The sequence below is a fragment of the Terrabacter sp. Ter38 genome, assembly GCF_024519435.1.
Lineage (GTDB): Bacteria > Actinomycetota > Actinomycetes > Actinomycetales > Dermatophilaceae > Terrabacter.
Genome location: NZ_JALJRZ010000001.1, coordinates 92,508 through 116,264, shown reverse-complemented (window position 1 = coordinate 116,264; position 23,757 = coordinate 92,508). Strand labels below are relative to the sequence as shown.

The 23,757-nt window shown below is 71.4% G+C and carries 19 protein-coding genes; 15 read left to right on the top strand and 4 right to left on the bottom strand.

From position 1 onward, the window contains the following. The first annotated feature begins 24 nt into the window (after positions 1-24). The 7 genes from NR112_RS00510 to NR112_RS00480 all read left to right on the top strand — a co-directional run bounded on the left by NR112_RS00510 (position 25) and on the right by NR112_RS00480 (position 9,757). On the top strand, positions 25-1,659 hold the full coding sequence (locus NR112_RS00510) for an HNH endonuclease signature motif containing protein (RefSeq protein ID WP_256792036.1): 1,635 nt from the start codon (positions 25-27) through the stop codon (positions 1,657-1,659). A 204-nt stretch (positions 1,660-1,863) separates the two neighbouring features. Further along, positions 1,864-2,289: a thioesterase family protein gene (locus tag NR112_RS00505; protein ID WP_256792035.1), complete on the top strand. Its 426-nt coding sequence runs from the start codon at positions 1,864-1,866 to the stop codon at positions 2,287-2,289. A gap of 80 nt (positions 2,290-2,369) precedes the next feature. Further along, entirely contained in the window at positions 2,370-2,825 is a 456-nt protein-coding gene (locus NR112_RS00500; RefSeq protein WP_256792034.1) for a type VI secretion system tube protein Hcp, read from the top strand. A 143-nt stretch (positions 2,826-2,968) separates the two neighbouring features. Next, positions 2,969-4,168 carry a methyltransferase gene (locus NR112_RS00495; protein ID WP_256792033.1) on the top strand — a complete coding sequence of 400 codons (1,200 nt, stop codon included), beginning with the start codon at positions 2,969-2,971 and terminating at the stop codon, positions 4,166-4,168. Between the two features lie 86 nt (positions 4,169-4,254). After that, positions 4,255-7,059 carry an aconitate hydratase AcnA gene (acnA, locus tag NR112_RS00490; protein WP_256792032.1) on the top strand — a complete coding sequence of 935 codons (2,805 nt, stop codon included), beginning with the start codon at positions 4,255-4,257 and terminating at the stop codon, positions 7,057-7,059. A 123-nt stretch (positions 7,060-7,182) separates the two neighbouring features. Then, entirely contained in the window at positions 7,183-8,334 is a 1,152-nt protein-coding gene (locus NR112_RS00485) for a C39 family peptidase (protein WP_256792031.1), read from the top strand. Between the two features lie 115 nt (positions 8,335-8,449). After that, on the top strand, positions 8,450-9,757 hold the full coding sequence (locus NR112_RS00480; protein WP_256792030.1) for a peptidase C39 family protein: 1,308 nt from the start codon (positions 8,450-8,452) through the stop codon (positions 9,755-9,757). A 31-nt stretch (positions 9,758-9,788) separates the two neighbouring features. On the opposite strand, the gene NR112_RS00475 is transcribed toward NR112_RS00480, so the two are convergent. After that, the gene (locus NR112_RS00475; RefSeq protein WP_256792029.1) at positions 9,789-10,556 is read right to left on the bottom strand and encodes a VOC family protein; all 768 of its coding nucleotides are present in this window, start codon (positions 10,554-10,556) and stop codon (positions 9,789-9,791) included. 31 nt (positions 10,557-10,587) lie between these two features. On the opposite strand from NR112_RS00475, the gene NR112_RS00470 reads away from it, so the two are divergent. Beyond that, positions 10,588-10,980 (top strand): hypothetical protein, encoded by a 393-nt coding sequence (locus tag NR112_RS00470; RefSeq protein ID WP_256792028.1) that lies wholly within the window; start codon positions 10,588-10,590, stop codon positions 10,978-10,980. Between the two features lie 173 nt (positions 10,981-11,153). Then, positions 11,154-13,019, top strand: a complete 1,866-nt coding sequence (gene dxs, locus NR112_RS00465; protein ID WP_256792027.1) for a 1-deoxy-D-xylulose-5-phosphate synthase — start codon at positions 11,154-11,156, stop codon at positions 13,017-13,019. Positions 13,020-13,145: 126 nt separating this feature from the next. Here dxs and NR112_RS00460 read toward each other — a convergent pair whose 3' ends face one another. Continuing rightward, complete coding sequence (locus tag NR112_RS00460) at positions 13,146-14,237, bottom strand: beta-propeller fold lactonase family protein (RefSeq protein WP_256792026.1); 1,092 nt, start codon at positions 14,235-14,237, stop codon at positions 13,146-13,148. A 400-nt stretch (positions 14,238-14,637) separates the two neighbouring features. Here NR112_RS00460 and NR112_RS00455 point away from each other — a divergent pair, with 400 nt between their 5' ends. Genes NR112_RS00455 through NR112_RS00430 form a run of 6 tightly spaced genes read left to right on the top strand, consistent with a single transcriptional unit; the run spans position 14,638 to position 20,301 of the window. After that, on the top strand, positions 14,638-15,858 hold the full coding sequence (locus NR112_RS00455) for a substrate-binding domain-containing protein (protein WP_256792025.1): 1,221 nt from the start codon (positions 14,638-14,640) through the stop codon (positions 15,856-15,858). A 16-nt stretch (positions 15,859-15,874) separates the two neighbouring features. After that, positions 15,875-16,609, top strand: a complete 735-nt coding sequence (locus NR112_RS00450; protein ID WP_256792024.1) for an ABC transporter ATP-binding protein — start codon at positions 15,875-15,877, stop codon at positions 16,607-16,609. Beyond that, positions 16,606-17,358 (top strand): ABC transporter ATP-binding protein, encoded by a 753-nt coding sequence (locus NR112_RS00445; RefSeq protein WP_256792023.1) that lies wholly within the window; start codon positions 16,606-16,608, stop codon positions 17,356-17,358. Before NR112_RS00450 ends, NR112_RS00445 begins: the two co-directional genes overlap by 4 nt. Continuing rightward, positions 17,355-18,239 carry a branched-chain amino acid ABC transporter permease gene (locus tag NR112_RS00440; protein ID WP_256792022.1) on the top strand — a complete coding sequence of 295 codons (885 nt, stop codon included), beginning with the start codon at positions 17,355-17,357 and terminating at the stop codon, positions 18,237-18,239. Before NR112_RS00445 ends, NR112_RS00440 begins: the two co-directional genes overlap by 4 nt. Beyond that, complete coding sequence (locus NR112_RS00435; protein ID WP_256792021.1) at positions 18,236-19,378, top strand: branched-chain amino acid ABC transporter permease; 1,143 nt, start codon at positions 18,236-18,238, stop codon at positions 19,376-19,378. Before NR112_RS00440 ends, NR112_RS00435 begins: the two co-directional genes overlap by 4 nt. Further along, positions 19,375-20,301: an alpha/beta fold hydrolase gene (locus NR112_RS00430; RefSeq protein ID WP_256792020.1), complete on the top strand. Its 927-nt coding sequence runs from the start codon at positions 19,375-19,377 to the stop codon at positions 20,299-20,301. The genes NR112_RS00435 and NR112_RS00430 overlap by 4 nt, the downstream gene beginning before the upstream one ends. 510 nt (positions 20,302-20,811) lie before the next feature. Here the strand turns inward: NR112_RS00430 and NR112_RS00425 are convergent. Further along, complete coding sequence (locus NR112_RS00425) at positions 20,812-22,701, bottom strand: helix-turn-helix domain-containing protein (protein WP_256792019.1); 1,890 nt, start codon at positions 22,699-22,701, stop codon at positions 20,812-20,814. Positions 22,702-22,767: 66 nt separating this feature from the next. Further along, positions 22,768-23,589: a 3-hydroxybutyrate dehydrogenase gene (locus NR112_RS00420; protein WP_256792018.1), complete on the bottom strand. Its 822-nt coding sequence runs from the start codon at positions 23,587-23,589 to the stop codon at positions 22,768-22,770. Between the last annotated feature and the right edge of the window lie 168 nt (positions 23,590-23,757).

Below are 23,757 nucleotides of genomic sequence, written 5' to 3'. Positions count from 1 at the left end.
GGTGGCTCGTACTAGCGTTCGAACATGGAGTCGGGGAGCGCCACCAAGAGCAGCGAGGTCGCTGCCGGTGGCGTGCTGGCGTTCGTCACCCAGATCCCGGCGGATGTCTTCGATGCACTGGCGCCGGTCGCGCAGGCGGCCGTCGTGGGTCGCGTGGTGCCAGAGCGGCTGCGCACCCTCGACACGGCAAGCGCCGAGGCGGTCCTTGCGGTCGCACAGCGCGCGATGAACGTCCTCAGCGCCGTCCAGGACCTGGCTCTGGCCGCCTGCGTCCGCCGTGAGGAGCTCGATCTCGCTGACCTCGACGGGGACTGGTCCGACGGGTCCGAGTACCGCCCGTCGTCGGTGAAGATCGTCGCCTCCAGCGTCGCGCCCATCCTGCGCTCGACCCCACGTGGCGCCGAGTCGCGGGTCTCCGATGCTCTCTGCTTGGTCGAGGACCTCCCGCGCACGCTGGCGTCCGCACTCGACGGGCGCCTCACCCAGCGGCAGACCAGCGTCATGGTGAACCAGGCCGGACTCGTCGCGGTCGATGCTCGCCCGGCCTTCGAAGCCGTCGTCATGGAGAGAGGCGGGGTGGAGTCCCTGACACCCGCTCGGCTCCGACGCGAGTGCGAGCGTGCCGCCACGGCGGTCGACCCGGCCGCCGTTCATCGCCGATCGGAGCACGGTCTGTGTGACCGCTTCGTCCGGGTGGAGCCGGGCCTCGACCCGGGTACCACGTGGTGGAAGGCCTCGCTGCCGGCGCGGGACTCGATGCAGGCGTGGGGTGCCGTCGACGAGCTGGCTCACGAGTACGTGCGCGCTGATCCTGCCCGTTCGATCGACCAGGCCCGGGCGGACGCCTTCCTCGACCTGCTGCTCGGCAGCGCCCAGGTGTCCACGACCGTCGAGCTGGTCGTGCCCACGTTCACGGATCCGCCAGGTCCAGGGGGGTTCGCAGTGCTTGGAGGCGTGGGAGCGCGTCCCGTCGCCAGCGACTCCGGGAGAGTGCCGGGCACGCCATGTGGCGCAGAGGCACCTCCATCGGGAGGCGGCGACGAGGTGAGCAGGCTCGCCGAACGCGGCGCCCCGGCACCTCCATCGGGAGGCGGCGACGAGTTGAGCAGGCTCGCCGAACGCGGCGCCGCTGGCTTCGACCTGGCACACGTCGTCGGCCCGCCCTTGGCACCGGAGCACGCCATCGGGTCCGAGCTTTTCGGGCGCGAGGGAAGATGGCGACCACCGGAGGTGGGCGTCAGACATCCACGGTTCGGCTGGATGCTGTCGGCGGTGCTGGCAGAGATCCTGTCTGACCCTGATGTCGTGCTGCGCGTGACTCGAGCCGACGCGTTGACCGGCGTCACGGTCGCGCGTGACCCGGCCAGGTATCGACCCAATGGCACTCTCTCCCAGCGGATTCGAGACCGCGATCGCACCTGCCGCTTCCCCGGGTGCGGCGTCGCGGCACGGCGATGCGACCTCGACCACGTCGTGCGCTTCCCCGACGGCCCGACCTCGGAGTCCAACCTGGTCTGCCTGTGTCGCACGCACCACGGCTTCAAGCACCACGCCGGCTGGACGCTGACGATGGACGCCGACGGGACATGCACCTGGACCTCGCCGACCCGACGCTCCTACGTGAGCCGCCCCGCGGACGTGAGGCTCGACGCTGCATGAGGCGCGGCTCGACTGCGACACGGGGAACCGCCGGCGAGCCCGATGCGTCGGCCGGCGTACCCGGCGGATGGGTCGGCGCACCGCGGGCTGTGGACGCCGCGATCGGTCAGGACGCTGCGCTCGCCGTGTCCGACCTGACCGACGGACTGGGCACCGGAGGGACCTGACGACCAGGGCAGGTGGCCGTCACGAGACCATGGGGCCATGTCGTTCAGCTATCCCGTGGCCGTGAAGTTCTCCGAGATCGATCTCGCCGGCGTCGTCTTCAACTCCCACTACCTGACGTGGTGCGAGGACGCGAAGATGGCCTTCCTCGACCATCTCGGCTACGGGCCCTACCGCTTCGCTGACGAGCACCGGCTCGCCCTCGTCCGGCACGCGGAGATCGACTGGACGGCGAGTCTCAAGCCGCTCGACCATGCCGACATCCGCGTGGTCGTCGACCGCATCGGCACCTCGTCGTTCACCCTCCGCCACGAGATCTGGCGCCGGGGCGAGCACCCGCTCCTCACGGCCACGTGCGTCATCACCTACGTGTGGTTCGACACCGGGGCCGGCGCGAAGGCCGACCTCGATCCCCACTTCCGGGACGCCCTGACGGGTGAAGGACCTGTCGACCGACTCGTCTGAAGGTCTTCTGGCGCACAGCGTCGCGGTGCTAGCGTCGACGGACGTGCTCGGCATCGGGTGGAGGCGACATGGATGCGTTCATGAAGTTCGACGGGATCGACGGCAGCAGCCAGAGCAAGGACCACAAGGGCGCGATCGACGTGGTCTCGTGGAACTGGGGTGTGACGACCCAGACGAACGGCTCCGGCGGCGGCGGAGGGTCCGGACGTGCGCGGGCCCATGAGTTCAGGATCGTGCACCGCTACGACCTCGCCTCGCCCCGCCTTGCGTCGTTCGCCGCGACCGGTAAGCATCTCAAGGACGCGACGCTCAACGTCGCCCATCCCGGCGCTCGCAAGGACTTCCTCACGGTGACGATGAAGGACCTCGTCGTCACCGAGGTCCTGGTCTCCGGTGAGGAGGACGACGTCGACGAGGAGGTCGCCCTCCAGCCCGCGTGGATTCGCTTCGACTACGCGGAGCCCGGCCCCGGCGGGGGTGCGACCGGACGAACGTCCAGCGTCACGTGGGACATCCGATCCAACAAGATGGGCTGACCTCCGGCCCCGACAGTGCGAACCTGCATCACGTCCCGCTGGACGAGGTGCTCGAGCGGGCGTTCGCGTGCGTGCGCGCGGGCGATGGTGCGGGTGCCGAGGCGGCGCTCGCCGCGGCGACACGGACTCCAGAGGACCCACGCGTGTTGCACCTTCGGGCGGTCGCAGCGCACCTGCGTCGTGACGACGCCGCCGCAGAGCGGCTCGTCACCGAGGCCATCTCGGTGGCCACCGACCCGATGGTGCTCGCGAGCCTGCACAACGACCTCGGCAACATGCGTCTGGAGGCCGGGGACCCGGCGGCCGCCGTCGCGGCCTACGAGTCCAGCCTTGCGGTCCACCCGGCCGACGCCCCGACGTGGGCCAACCTCGCCACCGCGCTGCGGCTGGCCGGGGATCCGGTTCGTGCCGGGGAGGCCGGGCTCAGGACCCTCGAGCTCGAGGGGGAGAGTTCGCTCGGGCGCGCTGCCGTGACCGCGGCCGTGCTGGCCCTGACCGCTGACGGTGACGAAGTCCGGGCACTCGAGCTCGTGCGTCGGTGGGTGCGTGTCGACCCCGACCATCCTGGCGCCCGACACCGCCTTGCAGCGCTGGGCGGCCTGCCCCCGCCGGACCGGGCGCCGGACGACTACGTCGAGACACTCTTCGACGCCACTGCCGAGGCCTTCGACCCCCACCTCGCCGGCCTCGGCTACCGCGCCCCCGAGCTCGTCGCGGACCGGGTCGCCGCGGTGCTGGGCCGGCCCGCGGCCGAGCTCGACGTGGCAGACCTCGGCTGCGGCACGGGCCTCGTCGGGGCACTCGTCCGACCGTGGGCGCGCACCCTCGTCGGCTGCGACCTCTCGGTCAACATGCTCCGGCTCGCGCAGGTGCGCGGCTGCTACGACGTCCTGCATCGCGCGGAGCTCAGCGCATTCCTCCGGGCCGAGCCCACGGCATACGACGTCGTCGTCGGTGCGGACACGCTCTGCTATCTCGGGGACCTCGGCCCGACGACCACGGCGGCAGGGTGGGCGCTGCGGCCCGGGGGCGTCCTCGTGGCGACCGTCGAGCGGCTGGTCGACACGGTGGGGGACTGGCGGCTCACGTCGTCGGGGCGCTACGCGCATGGGGAGGAGTACCTGCGGTCGGTCTGCCTCGCCGCGGGCCTGGAGCACGTCGAGGTGACCCGTGTGCACCTCCGCCTCGAAGCGGGTGTCCCGGTCGAGGGACTGCTGTGGTCGGCGCGTCGACCCGTCACGGGGAGCGGTCCCATCACTGCGGGAGAAGGGCCGGGTGAGACGTCCGGGGGGGGCGACAACGGCGCGAGCGGAGGGAAGGATGGGCGGGTAGGGGTGGACTGACAAGGACGAACGCGTGTGGTTAGATATATCTTGACGTCAAGATAAATCGAGCACCGTGACATCAGAGTTGCTGGAAGGAGCCCGTCGTGGGCAGTGTTGACAGCTTCAAGGCCAAGGGGACCCTCGAGGTCGGTGGCCAGTCCTACGAGATCTACCGCCTCGCAGGGGTGAAGGGGCAGGAGACCCTGCCGTACAGCCTCAAGGTCCTCCTCGAGAACCTCCTGCGCACCGAGGACGGCGCGAACATCACCGCCGACCACATCAACGCGGTCGGCTCGTGGGACGAGAACGCCGAGCCCGACACCGAGATCCAGTTCACGCCCGCGCGTGTGATCATGCAGGACTTCACCGGTGTGCCCTGCGTCGTCGACCTCGCCACGATGCGTGAGGCCGTCGCCGACCTCGGCGGCGACCCGGCCAAGATCAACCCGCTCGCCCCGGCCGAGCTCGTCATCGACCACTCCGTCATCATCGACGTCTTCGGCCGCGCCGACGCCTTCGAGCGCAACGTCGAGATCGAGTACCAGCGCAACCGCGAGCGCTACCAGTTCCTGCGCTGGGGCCAGACCGCGTTCGACGACTTCAAGGTCGTCCCGCCGGGCACCGGCATCGTCCACCAGGTCAACATCGAGCACCTCGCCCGCACCGTGATGGTCCGCGAGATCGACGGCGAGCGCGTCGCCTACCCCGACACCTGCGTCGGCACCGACTCGCACACCACGATGGTCAACGGCCTCGGCGTGCTCGGCTGGGGCGTCGGCGGCATCGAGGCCGAGGCGGCCATGCTCGGCCAGCCCGTCTCGATGCTCATCCCGCGCGTCGTCGGCTTCAAGCTGAGCGGCTCGATCCCGGTCGCCGCCACGGCCACCGACGTCGTCCTCACGATCACCGAGATGCTGCGCAATCACGGCGTCGTCGGCAAGTTCGTCGAGTTCTACGGCGAGGGCGTCTCGCAGGTGCCGCTCGCCAACCGCGCCACCATCGGCAACATGAGCCCCGAGTTCGGCTCGACGTGCGCGATCTTCCCGATCGACGAGGTCACCCTCGACTACCTGCGCCTCACCGGACGGTCCGACGAGAGCGTCGCCCTCGTCGAGGCGTACGCCAAGGAGCAGGGCATGTGGCTCAAGGCCGGTCCCGACCAGCCGGAGGCCCGTTACAGCGAGTACCTCGAGCTCGACCTCTCGACGGTCGTCCCGTCGATCGCCGGCCCGAAGCGTCCCCAGGACCGCATCGCGCTCACCGACGCCAAGGACGCCTTCCGCAAGGTGCTCCCGACCTACGTCGCGCACGAGGAGGGTGACGCGGGTGCCGCCTCGTCCTTCCCGGCCAGCGACCCGACGCCGCAGGGCACCGTCGAGGGCACGAACGGCGGCGACCGCCCAGCCGACTCCGGTGGTGTCAGCGGCCGCCCGTCGAAGAAGGTGTCGGTCACCGACGCCGAGGGTCGCGAGTTCGAGATCGACCACGGCATCGTCTCGATCGCCTCGATCACGAGCTGCACCAACACGTCCAACCCGTCGGTGATGATGGCAGCCGCGATGCTCGCCAAGAACGCCGTCGAGAAGGGCCTCTCGGTCGCCCCGTGGGTCAAGACGTCGATGGCACCGGGCTCCAAGGTCGTGACGGGTTACTACGACAAGGCCGGCATGTGGCCCTACCTCGAGAAGCTCGGCTTCCACCTCGTCGGCTACGGCTGCACGACCTGCATCGGCAACTCGGGCCCGCTCAACGAGGAGATCTCCACCGCGATCAACGACAACGACCTCGCCGTCACGTCGGTCCTCTCGGGCAACCGCAACTTCGAGGGGCGCATCAACCCCGACGTCAAGATGAACTACCTCGCGAGCCCGCCGCTCGTCATCGCCTACGCCCTCGCCGGCACGATGGACTTCGACTTCGCGTCGCAGCCACTCGGTCAGGACACGGACGGCAAGGACGTCTTCCTCGAGGACATCTGGCCGGCTCCGGCCGACGTCGAGCGCACCATCGCGGCCTCGATCAGCCAGGAGATGTTCACCGAGGACTACGCCGACGTCTTCGCCGGCGACGAGCGCTGGAAGTCGCTGCCGACGCCCGAGGGTGACACCTTCGCGTGGGACGGCGAGTCGACCTATGTCCGCAAGCCCCCGTACTTCGACGGCATGTCGATGGACACGACCCCGGTCGCCGACATCGAAGGTGCGCGCGTGCTCGCCAAGCTCGGCGACTCCGTGACGACCGACCACATCAGCCCGGCCGGCGCGATCAAGAACGACAGCCCCGCGGGCAGGTACCTCGCCGACCACGGCATCGAGCGCAAGGACTTCAACTCCTACGGCTCGCGCCGCGGCAACCACGAGGTCATGATCCGGGGCACGTTCGCCAACATCCGCCTGAAGAACCTCCTCCTCGACGGCGTCGAGGGCGGCTTCACGCGGGACTTCACCAACGGCGGCGAGCAGTCGACGATCTACGACGCCGCGCAGAGCTACGCCGCTGCCGGCACGCCGCTCGTCATCCTGTCGGGCAAGGAGTACGGCTCCGGCTCCTCGCGCGACTGGGCCGCCAAGGGCACGAGCCTGCTCGGCGTCAAGGCCGTCATCGCCGAGAGCTACGAGCGCATCCACCGCTCCAACCTCATCGGCATGGGCGTCATCCCGCTGCAGTACCCGGCAGGCCAGAACGCCGACTCGCTCGGCCTCGACGGCACCGAGACGTTCTCGGTCACCGGCATCACGGCCCTCAACGAGGGCACGACGCCCAAGACCGTCAAGGTCGTCGCCACCAAGGAGTCGGGCGAGACGGTCGAGTTCGATGCCGTCGTGCGCATCGACACCCCCGGTGAGGCGGACTACTACCGCAACGGTGGCATCCTGCAGTACGTCCTGCGGTCCCTCGTCAACAGCTGACCGGCAGGCCAGCACGCCCGACGGGCCCGTATGCCGTGCGCCACGGCATACGGGCCCGTCGCGTGTGCGGACACTCGGGGACCCGGCCGGACGGCAGACGCGCCCGGATGGCATGCTCGTCGCGTGACCGAGCGACACGCCATCCTGACCGTGTGGGACACCGGCTTCGACTGGTCGCCGGCACCTGACGTCGACTACGCCGACGTCCACGTCGACGGAGCCGAGGCGGTGACGTACCGCGCCCGGGTCTGGGAGTCGCCGGTCGTCGAGTCCCCTTTCGTGGCAACGGAGCTCATCCCCTCGTGGAACGCGCGCACGCCGGCCGGCACGTGGCTCCGGATCGAGGGGAGGGTGGGTGACGACGGCGGCTGGACGCCCTGGTTCTCCTTCGCCCGGTGGGGCGAGGACGATCCGGCGGGGGAGTCACCGATCACCCGGACCACGGTGCCGGACCAGGCCTTCGACGCCGGAAGGGTCTCGACGGACACGTGGCTGTCGGCGCCCGGGCGGGGCGTCGACCGGTGGCAGCTGCGCGTCACGGCCCTCGCGCTCCCGGGCGCCGAGATCGCCTGGCCCACGGTGACGCTCGTCGCCGGCGCGGCCTCACGTTTCGCCGTCACGCCTGACGAGTCCACGAGCCGACCCGGTGTGGGGCGTGGTCACGAGGTCGCGGTCCCACCGCACTCGCAGCGGCTGCACGTCGGGACGTTCCCCCAGTGGGACAACGGCGGGCAGTCGTGGTGCTCTCCGACGTCGATGACGATGATCCTCGAGCACTGGGGGAGAGCGCCCTCTCGGGACGAGGCCTCGTGGGTCGGACACGACACCGACCCGGAGGTGGTGCACGGCGTGCGCCGCGTCTACGACCTGGCCTACGGGGGCGCGGGCAACTGGGCCTTCAACACCGCGTATGCCGGCGCGCGGGGTCTGCGGGCCTACGTGACCCGACTGCGTGACCTCACCGAGGTCGAGGCATTCGTCGCGGCGGGCATCCCGCTCGTCGTGTCCGTGGGCTTCCGCGAGGACGAGCTCGACGGCGCCGGCTACGAGACGAACGGTCACCTGCTGACCGTCGTCGGCTTCACGGACGCGGGGGATGTCGTGTCCAACGACCCCAACTCCCATCGCATCGCCAGCAACGAGCAGGTGCGCACCATCTACCGCCGCGACCAGTTCGAACGGGTCTGGCTCGGCACCAACGGAGGCCTGGCCTACGTCATGCACCCGCGCGACGTCGTGCTGCCGTCCCCGCCCTCCGAGCCGAACTGGGGCTGACGCGTCCCTCTTCCTCCGCGACAGGTCCTCATCGCGAGAATCTGCGACGCCAACGCCCCACGGGGCGAGGACCGGGTGTTGACTGGCCGCGCGATCCCCCTCCGGAAGGTGTGCCATGCCCAGTCGCTCCACCGTCTCAGCCGCCCCGTTCCAGCCCAGCCGTCGCTCGCTGCTCGCCGGTGCGGCCGCCAGCGCTGCCGCCGGTGCCGCTCTCGTCGGCGTCTCCGACGCGCCGCGGGCCCGCGCGGCCGAGAGCAAGAAGGGCGGGGCCGCCCGGCACGTCCACTACACCTCGTGGTCCGGCGCTGACCTCGTGTTCGGGCCGTTCGACCGCACTCTCGACTACACCGACCCGCACGCCACGGCGGGCACCCCGGTCACCTACGAGGTCGCCACGTGGACCTCGCCCGTCGTCACCCCGGGCTTCGGCCTGACCGAGCTCGTGGCCTCCTGGAACGCGGCGACGCCCGGCGGTTCGTGGGTCGAGGTGCGCGTCCGCGGCACCAGCGGCGGCACGACGACGAAGGACTACGTGCTGGGCCGCTGGGCGGCCGAGGACCCTGCGGACGGAGGCGGCATCCACCGCACCTCGGTCGCCGGCCAGGGCGACACCGTGGCGACCGTCTTCACCGACACCCTCGCGACCCGCACCGGCTACTCCCTGACGGACTGGCAGCTCGAGGTCCGGCTGCTGCGCCCCCGCGGCACGTCCGACACGCCCTCGGTCTCCGTCGTCGGGGCGATGGCCTCGGCCCTGCCTGATGCCAAGAAGGTGCCGCGCAGCCCCAACGGACCCGCCTGCGGCACGACCCTCGACGTCCCCACCTACTCGCAGGAGGTGCACGTCGGGCACTACCCGCAGTGGGACAACGGCGGCGAGGCCTGGTGCTCACCCACCTCGACGTCGATGGTGGTCGCCTACTGGGGTGCCGGGCCGACGGCGTCCGAGACCGCGTGGGTCGACCCCCCGGCCGACGCCCAGGTCGACTTCACGGCGCGCCACGTCTTCGACTACACCTACGACGGCGCCGGCAACTGGCCCTTCAACACCGCGTATGCCGCCACACGCGGCGACCTTCGCGGTTTCGTGACGCGACTGCGCACCCTGACCGAGGCCGAGGCGTTCGTCGCCGCAGGCATCCCCCTCGTCGTGTCGGTGTCGTTCAAGAAGGGCGAGCTCAAGGGCGCGGGCTACGGCACCAACGGCCACCTCATGGTCGTCGTCGGCTTCACCGAGTCCGGTGACGTCGTGTGCAACGACCCCGCCTCGCACCTCGTCGCGAGCGACGACCAGGTGCGCGTCGTCTACGACCGGGAGCAGTTCGAGAACGTCTGGGTGCCGCACAGCGGGGGCATCGTCTACGTCATCCGGCCGGCCGACCGACCGCTGCCCCCGGCGCCGGCGCACGAGCCCAACTGGTGACCTGACGCCCGACGCCGGAGCGGTCGCGGCATCACCGACCGAGGCCCGACCTCGGGTCGCGGTCGGTGATGCAGTAGAGGCAGCCGGTGGGGTCGCGCAGTGTGGTCCAGCCGCTGCCGTGGTCGGCGACGACGGCAGCGCCGAGGCCCACGTGTCGAGAGACCTCCGTCGACCGGTCGTCGCAGGCCAGGTCGAGGTGGCCGGTGACCCGCCCGGTCGCCGGCTCGACGAGCCGCTGCAGCAGCAGACGCAGCGGGATGCCGTCCGGACGCACGAGGTGACGGAACTCCGGGCGGCGCACCGACCCGCGCAGCGGCCAGCCGGTCACGTCGGACCAGAAGGTGCACTCGGTCTCGTACGCAGCGGCCGGGATGTCGAGACACACCTGGTCGACGACGCTCTCGTGCTCCTGGGGCCACCGGGTCGGCCAGGGACGTCGGGCGAGCGGCTCGTGGACGAAGCAGAAGACGAAGCCGCCCGGGGAGCGGAGGACGACGTAGCCGAGCTTCGACCGGTGGATGACCCGGGCGCCGAGGCCCTCGGCCCGGGCCGCCGACTCTGCGGCCGAGCTGACGTGGAGGTCGAGGTGGGTCCCGGGTACGGCTGCGTCGTCCGCGGCGGTGCGCTGGATCTTGAGGTAGGGGTCACCGACCGGGGGGAGCAACGTCGTGAACTCCGCGTCGTCCCCGCGAGCCGCCGACACGGCATACCCCGTCACGGCCGACCAGAAGTGGGTGCCCGCCGCGTGGACGTCGGGCGGGAGGTCGAGGAAGGCCGTGACCCAGCTGACCGTCGTCATGGTCCGAGCGTAGGCGAGGCAGACTGGGAGCATGCCGACTCCGACCTCCTCTGCGTCTCGAGGCCACACCCCTCCGGGGTGGCCGCCGGGCGTCCCGCCGGCCCACACGCCGGGCTGGGAGGACCGCGCCGTGCTGTGGCTGCTCGACCAGTGCCCTCCCGACTACCGCGCGTATGACGGGTGGCGGCGTCACCCCATCGCGCTCGCGTGGCTGGCCGGTCGGCACCTCGACGGACAGGTCGTGGCGATGCGTGACGCGTGGCGTGAGGCGCGCGTCGCCATCGGGCCGCACGTGCCGGCGGACGCCCTGACCGAGATCCTCGGGCAGATCGAGGCCGAGGGGATCCGGCTGCTGGCGGCCTCGCGCTCGGCACGGCTGCTCCACGAGGCGCTCCAGGGCAAGGTCTTCGCGCCCCGTCTCTGACGGCCTCAGGCCGGGGACGTCGGGGAGGTCGTGCGTCGGGGCGCCCGTGTGAGGGTCGTGTGACGAGATCGACAGGCCCTCGTGCGCACGGTTGGGAGCCGCCGGACGTTGACCCGTAGACTCGGTCGACCCACCCGAGTGGGTCGACGACACCACCGAGAGGACGAGGCAGCGTGGCCCTGCTGGAGACGATCACGAGCCCGGCGGCGCTCAAGGCGCTGCCGGCGACCCAGCTGCTGGCGCTGGCGGAGGAGATCCGCACCTTTCTCGTCACCGAGGTCTCCAAGACCGGTGGACACCTCGGCCCGAACCTCGGCGTCGTCGAGCTGACGATCGCGCTGCACCGGGTCTTCGAGTCGCCCCGTGACACCCTCGTCTTCGACACGGGCCACCAGGCCTACGTGCACAAGCTGCTCACCGGGCGGCACGACTTCAGCAAGCTCAAGAAGCAGGGCGGACTGTCGGGCTACCCGAGCCGCGCAGAGTCCGAGCACGACGTCGTCGAGAACTCGCACGCCTCGACCGCGCTCTCGTGGGCTGACGGGATCGCCAAGGGCCGCCGACTCTCGGGGGAGAGCGACCGGCACACCGTCGCCGTCATCGGTGACGGCGCCCTGACCGGTGGGATGGCGTGGGAGGCGATCAACAACATCGCCGTCGACAAGACCCTGCCGCTCGTCATCGTCGTCAACGACAACGAGCGCTCCTACGCACCGACGATCGGCGGCCTCGCCGACCACCTGGCCACGTTGCGGACGACCCGTGGCTACGAGCGGTTCCTCGAGTGGGGCAAGCGGTCACTCGCCAAGACGCCGGTCGTCGGCGGCGCGATGTTCGAGACGCTCCACGGCGTCAAGAAGGGCATCAAGGACATCGTCGCCCCCCAGGGCATGTTCGAGGACCTCGGCCTGAAGTACATCGGTCCCGTCGACGGCCACGACGAGCAGGCGCTCGAGCGGGCGCTGGCCAAGGCCAAGGACTTCGGCGGCCCTGTCATCGTGCACGTCATCACCCAGAAGGGCCGTGGCTACCAGCCGGCCATCGACGACGAGGCCGACCAGTTCCACGGCGTCGGCAAGTTCAACCCCGAGACCGGGCTGCCGTTCGAGGTGTCCGGCCGCATCTGGACCGACGAGTTCAACGAGGAGATGGTAGCCATCGGGGCAGAGCGTCCCGACGTCGTCGCCCTCACCGCCGCCATGCTCATCCCGGTGGGCCTCGACGGCTTCGCCGCCGCGTATCCCGACCGTGTCTTCGACGTCGGCATCGCCGAGCAGCACGCCGTCACCATGGCGTCCGGGCTCGCCTATGCCGGCCTGCACCCCGTCGTGGCTGTCTACGCGACGTTCCTCAACCGGGCCTTCGACCAGCTCCTCATGGACTGCGCGCTCCACCGAGCGGGCATCACCCTGATCCTCGACCGGGCCGGCGTCACGGGCAGTGACGGAGCCTCGCACAACGGCATGTGGGACATGACGCTCACCTCGATCGTGCCCGGGCTGCGCCTCGCCGCCCCCCGCGACGGCGAGCAGGTCAGGCTCCAGCTGCGTGAGGCCGTCGACGTCACCGACGGCCCGACCGTGATCCGCTTCCCGAAGGGCGACGTCGCCGACCCGCTGACCGCGGTCCGCGCGATCGGCGACGTCGACGTGCTCTTCGAGAACGCCGGTGACGACGTCGACCTGCTCGTCGTCGGCGTCGGTGCCTTCGCCGGGCTCGCCATCGAGGCAGGCGAGAAGATCGCCGCCCACGGACGCACCGTCCGCGTCGTCGACCCGCGGTGGGTGCTGCCCGTCGGCGACGACGTCGTCGCGCTCGCACGCCGCGCCAAGACGGTGGCCGTCATCGAGGACAACCTCGTCAGCGGCGGCGTCGGCGCGGCCGTGACCCTCGCGCTGCGGGAGGTGGACGTGGACGTGCCCGTCCGCACCTACGGCATCCCGAAGCGCTTCCTCGACCACGCCTCGCGCGGTCAGATCCTCGAGGAGCTGGGCCTCACCGCCGACCAGGTCGTCGCCGACCTCGAGCGGCGGCTCTGAGACCGACCACGACCACGCGGTCTCCTGGGCCGCCGCTGACCGGTGACGGTGACACCCCCCGGGGCCACCGTCGTCCGGTCAGCTGCGTGTCCGTGGAGAGCGCTCTCCAGCGTGCCTGCAGCGCCGTCAGTCGGTCACGAGGCCTGACGTGCCGGCCGCGGTGGCCGTTGCCGTGCCGGCCGGGCTCAGCGTGCCCCGGGAGCCGATGCGGAAGGACTGCACCGAGCCGTCGCCGAGCCGCACGGACAGGAAGCGCCCGTCGGGCGAGACCGCCGCGTCGGTCGGGCCTGCGCCGGTCGACGCAGCCCGCGCCGCCTCGAGCGTCAGTGAGCCGTCTGCGGCGATCCGGTAGGTCGATACCGACGCGCTGGCCGCGTTGACGACGAAAGCGTGGTGTCCGCCGACGACCAGCCAGCAGGCGGCCTGCTCACCGTCCGCCAGGGCGCCGGTGATCGTGGCGAAGTGGCTCAGCCGGTAGGACGAGGCCGATCCGGTGCCCGCTTCGGACACGATGAGGTGACCCCGGCGGTCGAAGTCGAAGCCGTACGGGACGGCGCCGGCCGACGCGTGGGGACTGGCGCTGCCGGCGTATCCGCCGGAGACCGCGAAGGTGTCGATCGAGTTCGACGCCTTTTCGGTGACGACGAGGGAACGTCCGTTCGGGGCGAAGGAGATCTCCGCCGCGTCGGTGGTGCCGCCTGCCGGATTGGGCGTGAGCGGACGGGTGGAGCCCGGCAGGTCGCGCAGTCGGCCGGAGGCGTCGTATCGGAAGCCTCGGATCGTGTCGCTGCGCTGGTTCAGTACGTAGCCCACGCCCCCCTTCACCGTGACGCTGACCGGGAAGTCGCCGTGCGTGCTGATGCGGCCCCGCAGTTCCAGACCGTGACCCGTCACGGCCAGGGCCGAGACCGAGTCGTCGCCGGCATTGACGACGAAGACGACACGTCCGTCGCGTGCCACGCCACCCTGCGAGTGCAGCGACGCGCCGGCCCCGGCGCCTCGGGTCGCCACGACGCCAGTCCGGCGGAGTGACCCGTCGGCGTAGCGGTCGAAGACGGTGATCGCGTTGCCCGAGGCGTCGTTCGTCGCCTCGTAGACGTGGCCGGAGACCGAAGGCCCGTGGGCTGAGGCGCTGAGAGGGACGCCGGTGAGAACGAGAGCGCCGGCTGCTGCAGCGGCGGCGCCGACGAGTGCGCGGCTGGGGGATGTGCGGTTCATGAGGTGTGCCTTTCGAGGGGTAGACCGAGTCGATCCCCTCAGCAAACCCCTCCGGCGCCGCGTCGCACAGGCTCCTCGACCGGCGGTAAGGGCCCTGTCGGCGGGCCGTAAGGAATCCACAAGTCGCGGCGGCAGGCGGGCCCGTTGCGGCCTGCGACGCGCGGCCCGCGTGTGTCGCTCCGTGGGCGAACGGGCGCGTGTCTTGCCAGGGACACGTCAACCTCATCCGGCGGTCCGTGCGGCACCGGGGTGGCGGCGAGACACATGCCGACATCTGCTTTGTGGTCTCCGGTCCCACCGCGGGCCGTTCGAGGCTGAACTACTTTCGCCGAAACGGTTGGGCGTCAACGGATCTCGTTGCAGCAAAGGCGCGAGCGCCCGCCAGAGGTGGAGGACATCGGTGTCCAAGCGGTGGAGTCTCGCGCTCGCGAGCGCCATGATCACGCTGTCGGTCGCGGCCTGCGGCTCTCCTGGCCAGCCGGGCGCACCGGCCGCCGGCAACGGCACGGGGGCTGCCTCCGGAGCCGCCGGCGCCTCGTACAAGGTCGGCCTCGTCTACTCGAAGTCGGGCCCGCTGGCCAGCTACGGCCAGCAGTACCGCCAAGGCCTCACGGCCGGCATCGCCTACGCCACCCAGGGGACCGGCGCGGTCGCCGGCCGCCCCATCCAGATCACCGAGCAGGACGACGCGGGCGACCCGGCCAAGGCCGTCGCCTCGGCGACCGACCTCATCGGGCAGGGCAACACGATCATCGCGGGCTCGACGTCGAGCGGCGTGGCCCTGCAGGTCGCTCCACTGGCCAAGGACAACAAGGTGCTCTTCATCTCGGGGCCGGCAGCCGCCGACGCCGTGACCGGTGCCAACCGCTACACCTTCCGCTCGGGTCGCCAAACCTACCAGGACGTCGCAACCGCCGGCAGCATGCTCGGTGACGTCAAGGGCAAGAAGGTCACGGTGCTCGCGCAGGACAGCGCCTTCGGCAAGGCCAACGTCTCCGCGGTGACGGCCGTCCTCGGCGCCAAGGGAGCCACGGTGAGCGCCGTCGAGGTCCCCTCGGCCGCGACCGACCTGACCCCGTTCGCGACGAAGGTCAAGGGCTCCGCTCCCGACCTGCTCTTCGTCGCCTGGGCCGGTGCCAACGCCACGGCGATGTGGACCACCCTCGGGCAGCAGGGTGTCTTCGACTCCACGAAGGTCGTGACCGGGCTCGACATCAAGGCGACGCACGCCCTCTTCGGCGAGGTCGCGACGAAGATCAACTTCCTCTCGCACTTCTTCGAGGGCGCAGCGGACAATGCCGCCTACCAGGCGCTCGACGCGGGCCTCAAGAAGCAGAGTGCGACCGTCGACCTCTTCACCAACGACGGCTTCGTGGCAGGTCAGATGATCGTCCACGCCCTCGAGTCGAGCGGCGGCGACGTCGACAAGATGGTGACCGCCCTCGAGGGCTGGACGTTCGAGGGCCCCAAGGGCTCGCTCGAGATCCGCGCCGAGGACCACGCGCTGCTCCAGCCGATGTTCACGGCCACCCTGAAGAAGGACGGCAGCAACGTCGTGCCCCAGCTCGTCGACACCCTCGACGCAGCCACGGTCGCCCCACCCGTCACTCCCTTCAAGTGATCGGGCGCCGTCCGTCGTGATCAGCGCAGAGGGCGTCGGCTGGAAGGTCGGTGGCGCCCAGATCCTCGATGACGTGTCCCTCACCGTGGGGGCCGGTGAGCTGCTCGGCATCATCGGCCCCAACGGCGCGGGCAAGTCGTCCTTCGTCAACATCCTGAGTGGGGTGACCAAGCCGTCCACCGGCCGGATCGCCTTGCAGGGCAAGGATGTCACCGGTGCGAGCGCCACCCGGCGCGCGCGCCTGGGGCTGGCGAGATCCTTCCAGACGTCCGCGCTCTTCGACGGTCTGAGTGCGGGCGAGAACGTCCGTCTGGCGATCCAGGCCGCCGGATCGGCGGTGTTCTCGCCCTTCCGCGCCGCCGGCTCGGCGTCGTCGGGAGCCATCGAGTCCCTCCTCACCCGGGTGCGTATGCCGGGTCGCGCGCAGACGCTCGCCGGTGACCTCTCGCACGGCGACCGTCGCAAGCTCGAGCTCGCGATGGCTCTCGCCTCCGAGCCCGCCGTGCTCCTCCTCGATGAGCCCATGGCGGGGGTGTCCGCGGAGGACGTCGACGGTCTGAGCGAGATCATCGGCGAGGTCCGCGACTCGGGAGTCGCCGTGGCCATGGTCGAGCACCACATGCACGTCGTGCTCGGACTCGCCGACCGCGTCGCCGTCCTGCACCACGGTCAGCTGCTCGCCGTCGGCGCCCCGACCGAGGTGACCGCCGACGAGCGCGTCCAGCAGGCCTACCTGGGAGAAGCGCTGTGACCGAACCCATCCCGTCCGCAGCCGAGACGTCGCCGGCAGCTCCCGTGCTGACGCTCGAGGACGTCCACGTCCGCTACGGCGGGTCCCACATCCTCCAGGACGTGTCGTTCGACGTGCCCGCCACCGGGGTCACGGCGCTGCTCGGCCGCAACGGCGTCGGCAAGACGACGACGCTCAGGTCCATCATCGGGCTGGCACCCCGCAGCGGTCGGATCCTGCTCGAGGGCAACGAGATCCAGGACCGGACGACCGCACGCATCGTTCGCGGAGGGATCGGCTACGTCCCCGAGGACCGGGAGGTCTTCGGCGGCCTCACGGTCGACGAGAACCTGCGCCTCGTCGACCCTGACCGTGGGGTCGACGCCCCCGTCGTGGCCCGGCTCTTCCCGGACCTCGTGTCCCGGCGCGGCCAACGCGCCGGCACGCTGTCGGGCGGTGAGCAGCAGATGGTCGCCCTGGCCCGGGTCCTGCTGCGCGACAACGTCCTCCTGCTCGTCGACGAGCCCACCAAGGGCCTCGCCCCCAAGCTCGTGACCGAGGTGGCCGACGTGCTCGCCGAGGTGGCCCGCAGCACCCCGATCCTGCTCGTCGAGCAGAACCTCCCGCTCGTGCGGCGCATCGCGGACCGGGTCGTCGTGCTGGACGCCGGAGCCGTCGTGCACCGGGGTGCCGCCGCCGACCTCGTCGCGGACGCGGACCTGACCCGCGAGCTGCTCGGGGTCTCGATGCGTCGGGAGGGGGCGGCATGAGCGACCTCGTCCTGCTCCTCGTCACGGGCCTCGGCCTGGGCGCCCTCTACTTCATCGCCGCGAGCGGGCTCAGCCTCATCTACGGCCTCATGGGCGTGCTCAACTTCGCCCACGGCGTCTTCATGACGGCCGGGGCATATGCCTCCTGGCTGACGATGGGTGCCCTGCCCGTCGAGTGGCCCGTGGCCGTCCGCCTCGTCGTCGGCGTCCTCGTGGCCGTGGCGGTGGGGGCGGTGGTCGGCCTCGTCGTCGAGGTCGTCCTCATCCGGCCGCTCTACCGCCACCACATACAGCAGGTCCTCGTCACGGTAGGGCTGTCCTTGGCGGGTGTTGCTGCCGCGCAAGGGATCTGGGGCGCGGACCCACGACCTGTCGAGAAGCCCGGGTGGATGAGCGGGACGACGGTCGTCCTCGGCGCGCGGCTGCCCAACGACCGCTTCGTCTACGTCCTCGTCGCCGTCGCGCTCTTCGCGGGCCTGCTCGCGCTCCTGCACCTGACCCGCCTCGGCCTCGTGATCCGGGCGGGCGTCGAGAACCGGACCATGGTCGAGGCGCTCGGCATCAACGTGCACCGGACCTTCACCATCGTCTTCGCCCTCGGGGGCGCCGCGGCCGGTCTCGCCGGGGTGCTCTACTCGCAGTACGCCGGGTCCGTCTCACCGGCGCAGGGCAGCTCCCTGCTCATCTTCGCCTTCATCGTCGTCGTCATCGGCGGCACGGGCTCGCTCGCGGGGACCGCGGTCGCGGCCGTCGTCGTCGGGCTCGTCCAGCAGCTCGCCAACTACTACGCGGCGAGCGGGGTCGGCGACCTGTCGGTCGTGCTGCTCCTCGCGCTCGTGCTCCTGCTCCGACCGACCTCCCTGAAGGGAGCGACGGCATGACGTCGCCCACGGACCACCTGACTCACACGCATCCGTCGTCAGTGACACCGGGCGGCAAGGAGGAGTCGACGATGACGCCGGTGGCGTCGGGGGAGGCGCGCCCCGGCTGGCGCCGGCTCCTCCGGGTGCTGCCCGCCGTGGTCGTGCTGGCCGTGCTCGCCTACCTTCCCTACCTGCCGGTCGAGGTGCCGGGTGTCCTTCCGGGGCGGGTCAACGGGCCCGGCTCGATGCAGCTCCTCGCGACGTGCCTCGTCATCGGTGGCATCGCCCTGAGCTACGACGTCCTCTTCGGCCGGACCGGGCTGCTCAGCTTCGGGCACGCCCTCTTCGTCGCGGCCGGCAGCTACCTGCTGACGATCTCGCTCTCGACGTGGTCCCTGCCCCTTTCGCTCGCGGTGCTCGTCGCGCTGGCCCTGTCCACGGTGCTCGCCCTCGTCGTCGGCGCGATCGCGCTGCGCGTCGGCGGCATCGCCTTCGCGATGGTGACCCTGGCCTTCGCCCAGGCAGCCTCGATCATCGTCATGCGCAACCCCGGAGGCGTGACCGGCGGTGAGGAGGGACGCCCGCTTGACCGTGTCGCCGTGCCGGACCTGCTCGTCGGCGTCGCCAACGCCCCCTACCGCTACTGGCTGGCGCTGGGCTTCGTCGTCGTCGCCTGGGTCGCCGTCACGCTCCTCGTGCGGTCACGAGCAGGGCACGCGATGGCCGCCGTCCGCGAGAACGAGCAGCGCGCGTCGGTCCTCGGCTTCGGGACCTACCGCGTCAAGCTGCTCGCCATCGTCGTGGGTTCGTTCCTCGGCGCCCTCGGCGGGGTCGTCCACGCCCTCGTGCTCGGCGGCTCGAACCCCCACCTGACGACGTCGGAGTTCACCCTCTCGCTCCTCGTCATGGTCGTGCTCGGAGGTGCAGGCAGCCGCTGGGGCGCCCTCGTCGGCGGCGTGCTCTACACGTATGCCGATGCCCGGCTCGTCGAGGTCAGCAATGCTCCGTTCCTGCAGGACCTGCCCGTGGTCGTGCGCCAGGTCCTGTCGCAGCCCCTCTTCATCCTCGGCGTCTTCTTCGTCGTCGTGGTCTACTTCGCTCCGTCGGGCCTCACCGGGCTCGGCGGCAGACTGATCAGGAGGTCAGGGTCCAGATGAGCACCACGCCGTCCGCCTTCGTCATCGAGCTGCCCGAGGGAAGCCTCGCCATCCACGACCTCAGCCTGGGCACGCCGGCGCCCGACGCGCCCGTCGTGCTCGCGGTGCACGGCATCACGGCCAACGGCCTGTCGTGGCGCCGGGTCGCCGACGAGGTGGGGCGGCGGCACGGACCCGGCGGTGTGCGCTTCCTCGCCCCGGACCTGCGCGGACGTGGCGACAGCCGCTCGGCGCCGAGACCCTACGGCCTCGGTGCACACGTGGACGACCTGACCTCCATCGCCACCGTGTTCGGCTCGGCCCCGGTGCTCGTCGGCCACTCCATGGGCGCCTTCATCGCGGCCCTCGCCGCGGCCCGGCATCCCGAGCGGTTCCCGGATGCCGTGCTCGTCGACGGTGGCCTCGCCTTCCCCGTGCCCGATGACCTCGACGTCGACGCCGCCCTCCAGTCGGTGATCGGGCCGGCCATGGACCGGCTGTCGATGCGCTTCGCCGACCCGGCGGCATACCTCGGCTTCTGGTCGGCGCACCCCGCCCTCGGGCCCGTGCTCCGAGGGCCCGGTGGCGACGCGGCCCGGGCCTACATCGAGCACGACCTCGTCCAGGACGCCTCCGACAGTCGGTGGCGCAGCACGTGCGTGCTCGAGGCCGTCCGTGCCGACGGCGCCGACGTCATGGCAGACCGGGAGACCCACGCCGGCCTCGCGACCGCGGTCGGGGAGGGGGTCCGGGCCGAGCTCGTGTGGGCCGAGCGGGGCCTGCTCGACGAGCCGCAGGGGCTCTATGACGAGTCACGGCTCGCGGCCCTGCACCTGCCGGAGGGCGTGCGGACGACCCGGGTCGACGCGAACCACTACGACGTCATCCTCGGGGACGTGGGGGTCGCAGCAGTCGCCGACGCGATCGACCGCGTCCTCACCTGACGCCGCCCGACTCCAACGAGGGCACGGTTCACCACCTGAGGGTGATGTGAGGGCTGGGGGCGACGTCAGAGCCTGTCGGCCTGGCCGGTCCCCACGTCAACGCCTCCACGTTCGCCCGTGCTGAGACCGACCGGATGTTCGCTGCGGTGCTCGCGGACTCCGGCGGGGTCAACCGCCTGAACCACTCGCGCGCCGTCGCTGGACCGGCCGCGCGCCGCCCTGCTCGAGCTCGCGAAGGGCTATCCGGGCTTCGACGGAGCCTTCGGCGCGCGGACCGATGTCGACCCCGAGCGCCACCTCATCGGCACCGCAGCCGGGTGGTGCGGGCTCCCGTCGACAGAGACGACCGACGTCAACGGAGATCCGGGCCTGCCGGTGGGGAGTACCGGCTGACCGTCCAGGACGTCCCCGTCGACGGCCTCTGGTCGATCTCGCTCTACGACGCGGACGGCCACGTCGACGACGGTGTCCGCCGTCCGCTGACCCGTGCGCCGGCTGGTCGGTCGGCGGTCAGGCTGGTGCCTGCAACGACCGCAGGCGCAGCGCGATCTGCAGCTCGAGCGCGTGGTCGGGGTGCTGCCAGGACTCCCCGAGCAGTGCGCCGATGCGCTCGAGCCGCTGCGAGACGGTGTTGACGTGCACGTGGAGCGTGCCCGCCGCGTGGCGCGGACTGCCGCCCGCGGCGAAGTAGGCCGCGAGCGTGCCCACGAGGTCGGTGCCGCGACGCTCGTCGTAGTCGAGGACGGGACCGAGCAGCTTGCGGACGTACTCGTCGACGTCGGGCGACGAGCCCACGATGAGTCCGGCGAAGCCGAGCTGGGTCGCCGCGGCGCCCTTGCCCCGGTGGCCGAGGGCGATGAGGGCTCCCACGGTGCGGTGACCCTCCTCGTGGGCCTCGCTGATCCCGTCGACGTCGGTCACCGGACCGACGCCGGCCACGGTGACGCACGTGCGCTTGCCGATGCGGGCGGCCACGGCACGGGCCAGGCCGTCCGGCTCGGTACCCGGCACGAGGGCGATGACGTCGCCGTCGTGGGAGCCGACGAGCGAGGCCTCGCCGGTGGCAGCGCTGGCGGAGATGAGCAGGGCCCGGTGTCCGGTCGGCTCGTCGCCACGGAGCACGAGCAGGCAGAAGGGCCGCTGGGGGTCGAAGCCGACGGCCCGGGAGAGCGCGAGGCGTTCCTCGCGCGAGCCGCGCGCGCTGACGAGGTCGCTGACGAGACGGTTGCGAGCGGACTGCCGGGCGTCGGCGGCCTGACGCTCGAAGAGGAGGACGAGGGCGGTGACGACACCGGCGCGCTCGACCGTGCGCTGGTCCGAGTCGCTGAGGGTCGGGCCTCCGACGTAGATCGTGCCGAGCCGCTCGCGGGCCGCGGTGACGGCGACGGCATAGACGCCGTCCTGCTCGACGAGGCGACCGGCGCCCAGGCCGGGGAGCGCGTTGAGTGCCGCGAACGGGTCGCCACCGGCAGGGTCCTGTCCGGGCGCCGGGCCCGACGAGCTGTGGCGATGACCGTTCTCGTCGACGAGCACGGCCCACCCCCCGAGCAGCTCGGCGAGGGCGTGCGTGATGTCGTCGACGCCACCGCCGCCGAGCACGAGGGAGGCGAAGCGGTCGTGGGCTGCGGCGGCCTTCTCGACGCCCTCGGCATACTGCCGCACCGTCTCGTGGGCGTCCGAGAGGGCGGCCAGCGCGTTCTCGGCGTCGGCGAGGGCGCGTGTCTGCACGAGGGTCACCGCGGCCAGGGTGGCGAGGTTGCCGAGGAGCCCGACCTCCTCGCGGGTGAACGGGCGCGACGACCGGTTGGCTGCGAAGAGCACGCCGACGAAGTGCTTCTCGACGATCAGGGGCGTCCCGCAGATCGCGATGATGCCCTCCTCGCCCACGGCTCCGTCGATGGCGTTGGTGTGGCGGAAGCGCTCGTCGGCCCAGTAGTCGGCGGTCCAGTAGGGCTTGTGCGTCGAGGCGACGAGACCGCCGAGGCCGGCGCCGAGCGCCAGACGCACGGACTGGAACGCCGCCGACACGGAGCCGTCGGTGGCCCGCATGAACGTGTCGCCCGCCTCGGGGTCGTAGAGCGTGAGGTAGGCGAGGTCGGTCCCGACGAGGCGGCGGGCCCGGCGGACGATCGCGTCGAGCACCGAGCCCGGGTCGCTCTCGGTCGCGAGCTCACGGGCCGTGTCGAGCAGGGCCGCGAGACCGGCCTCGCGGTGCTGGTGCACCTCGCGGGCGCTCGTGATCCGCAGGGCCAGGTCCCGGGCCTCCGCCGGGGCGTCAGCGGCTGCGATCTCGGCGACGGTGGCGTCGGCGGCGAGCAGCTCGAGCAGGGCGACGACCTGGTCGGTCTGCTCGGCGCCCGCCTGCTCGGCGGGCTGCTGCGTCTCGCTACGGGTGGCCACGGGCAGATCCTAGGCGGGTCGGGTCTCGGGTGCGTCGGGTGAAGGGGCGGCGGCGGACCGGCCTGCTCAGTGGGCCGTCCAGCCGCCGTCCATCGAGAACGACGTGCCGCTCATCGAGCCGGATGCGGGTCCGCACAGGAAGAGCGTGAGCGCGGCGACCTCGTCGGGCTCGACGAGGCGCTTGACGGCGACGGGCGCCAGCATGACCTTCTCGACGACCTCGGACTCGGGGATGCCGTGGGTCCTGGCCTGGTCGGCGATCTGCTTCTCCACCAGCGGCGTCCGCACGTAGGCGGGGTTGATGCACGTCGACGTGACGCCGTGCGGGGCCCCCTCGAGAGCAACGACCTTCGAGAGTCCCTCGAGCCCGTGCTTGGCCGTGACGTAGGCCGACTTGAAAGCGCTCGCACGGAGGCCGTGGACGCTCGAGATGTTGACGACGCGGCCCCACCCGCGGTCGTACATGTGCGGGAGGCTCTGCCGGATCAGCCGGAAGGGCGAGGTGAGCATGAGGTCGATGATGAAGTCGAAGCGCTCGAGGGGAAAGTCCTCGATGGGGCTCACGTGCTGGATGCCTGCGTTGTTGACGAGGATGTCGACCTCGGTGGGCAGGTCGGCCAGGGCATCGAGGTCGCTGAGGTCGGCCGTGATCGTCGCGACGCCCGAACCCTCGGCCAGGGCTGCGAGGCCCTCCTCGTCCCGGTCGACGGCGTGCACCTTGGCGCCGGCGGACGCGAGTGCCAGCGCGACGCTGGCCCCGATGCCGCTCGCAGCGCCGGTGACGAGGGCCGTGCGCCCGGTCAGGTCGATGGGGTCGTTGACCGCCAGGGAGCCGCGCGGCTGGCGGTCCGGGGCGTCGTCGCGTGCGTCGTTGCGGGCGTCGGCCATGCGGGAAGACTAGGGACGCGGGTCTGGGCCACCTGTGTGGTCGCCGAACACAAAACTCGCGATCCCATGTGCAGACCGTCTGCCTGGTCGTGCTGCGTGTGGTGCCGCGTGTGGTGCTGCGTCCGGTGGTGGGATGACACCACCGGACGCAGCACCATTGGGGCACGC

What these genes read in the sequence shown, in the direction of transcription:
- NR112_RS00470 (WP_256792028.1), top strand. Translation starts at nt 10,588, where the DNA reads ATGCCGACTCCGACCTCCTCTGCGTCTCGAGGCCACACCCCTCCGGGG.
- NR112_RS00510 (WP_256792036.1), top strand. Translation starts at nt 25, where the DNA reads ATGGAGTCGGGGAGCGCCACCAAGAGCAGCGAGGTCGCTGCCGGTGGC.
- NR112_RS00505 (WP_256792035.1), top strand. Translation starts at nt 1,864, where the DNA reads ATGTCGTTCAGCTATCCCGTGGCCGTGAAGTTCTCCGAGATCGATCTC.
- NR112_RS00500 (WP_256792034.1), top strand. Translation starts at nt 2,370, where the DNA reads ATGAAGTTCGACGGGATCGACGGCAGCAGCCAGAGCAAGGACCACAAG.
- NR112_RS00435 (WP_256792021.1), top strand. Translation starts at nt 18,236, where the DNA reads ATGACGTCGCCCACGGACCACCTGACTCACACGCATCCGTCGTCAGTG.
- NR112_RS00430 (WP_256792020.1), top strand. Translation starts at nt 19,375, where the DNA reads ATGAGCACCACGCCGTCCGCCTTCGTCATCGAGCTGCCCGAGGGAAGC.
- NR112_RS00480 (WP_256792030.1), top strand. Translation starts at nt 8,450, where the DNA reads ATGCCCAGTCGCTCCACCGTCTCAGCCGCCCCGTTCCAGCCCAGCCGT.
- NR112_RS00475 (WP_256792029.1), bottom strand. Translation starts at nt 10,556, where the DNA reads ATGACGACGGTCAGCTGGGTCACGGCCTTCCTCGACCTCCCGCCCGAC.
- NR112_RS00460 (WP_256792026.1), bottom strand. Translation starts at nt 14,237, where the DNA reads ATGAACCGCACATCCCCCAGCCGCGCACTCGTCGGCGCCGCCGCTGCA.
- NR112_RS00420 (WP_256792018.1), bottom strand. Translation starts at nt 23,589, where the DNA reads ATGGCCGACGCCCGCAACGACGCACGCGACGACGCCCCGGACCGCCAG.
- NR112_RS00440 (WP_256792022.1), top strand. Translation starts at nt 17,355, where the DNA reads ATGAGCGACCTCGTCCTGCTCCTCGTCACGGGCCTCGGCCTGGGCGCC.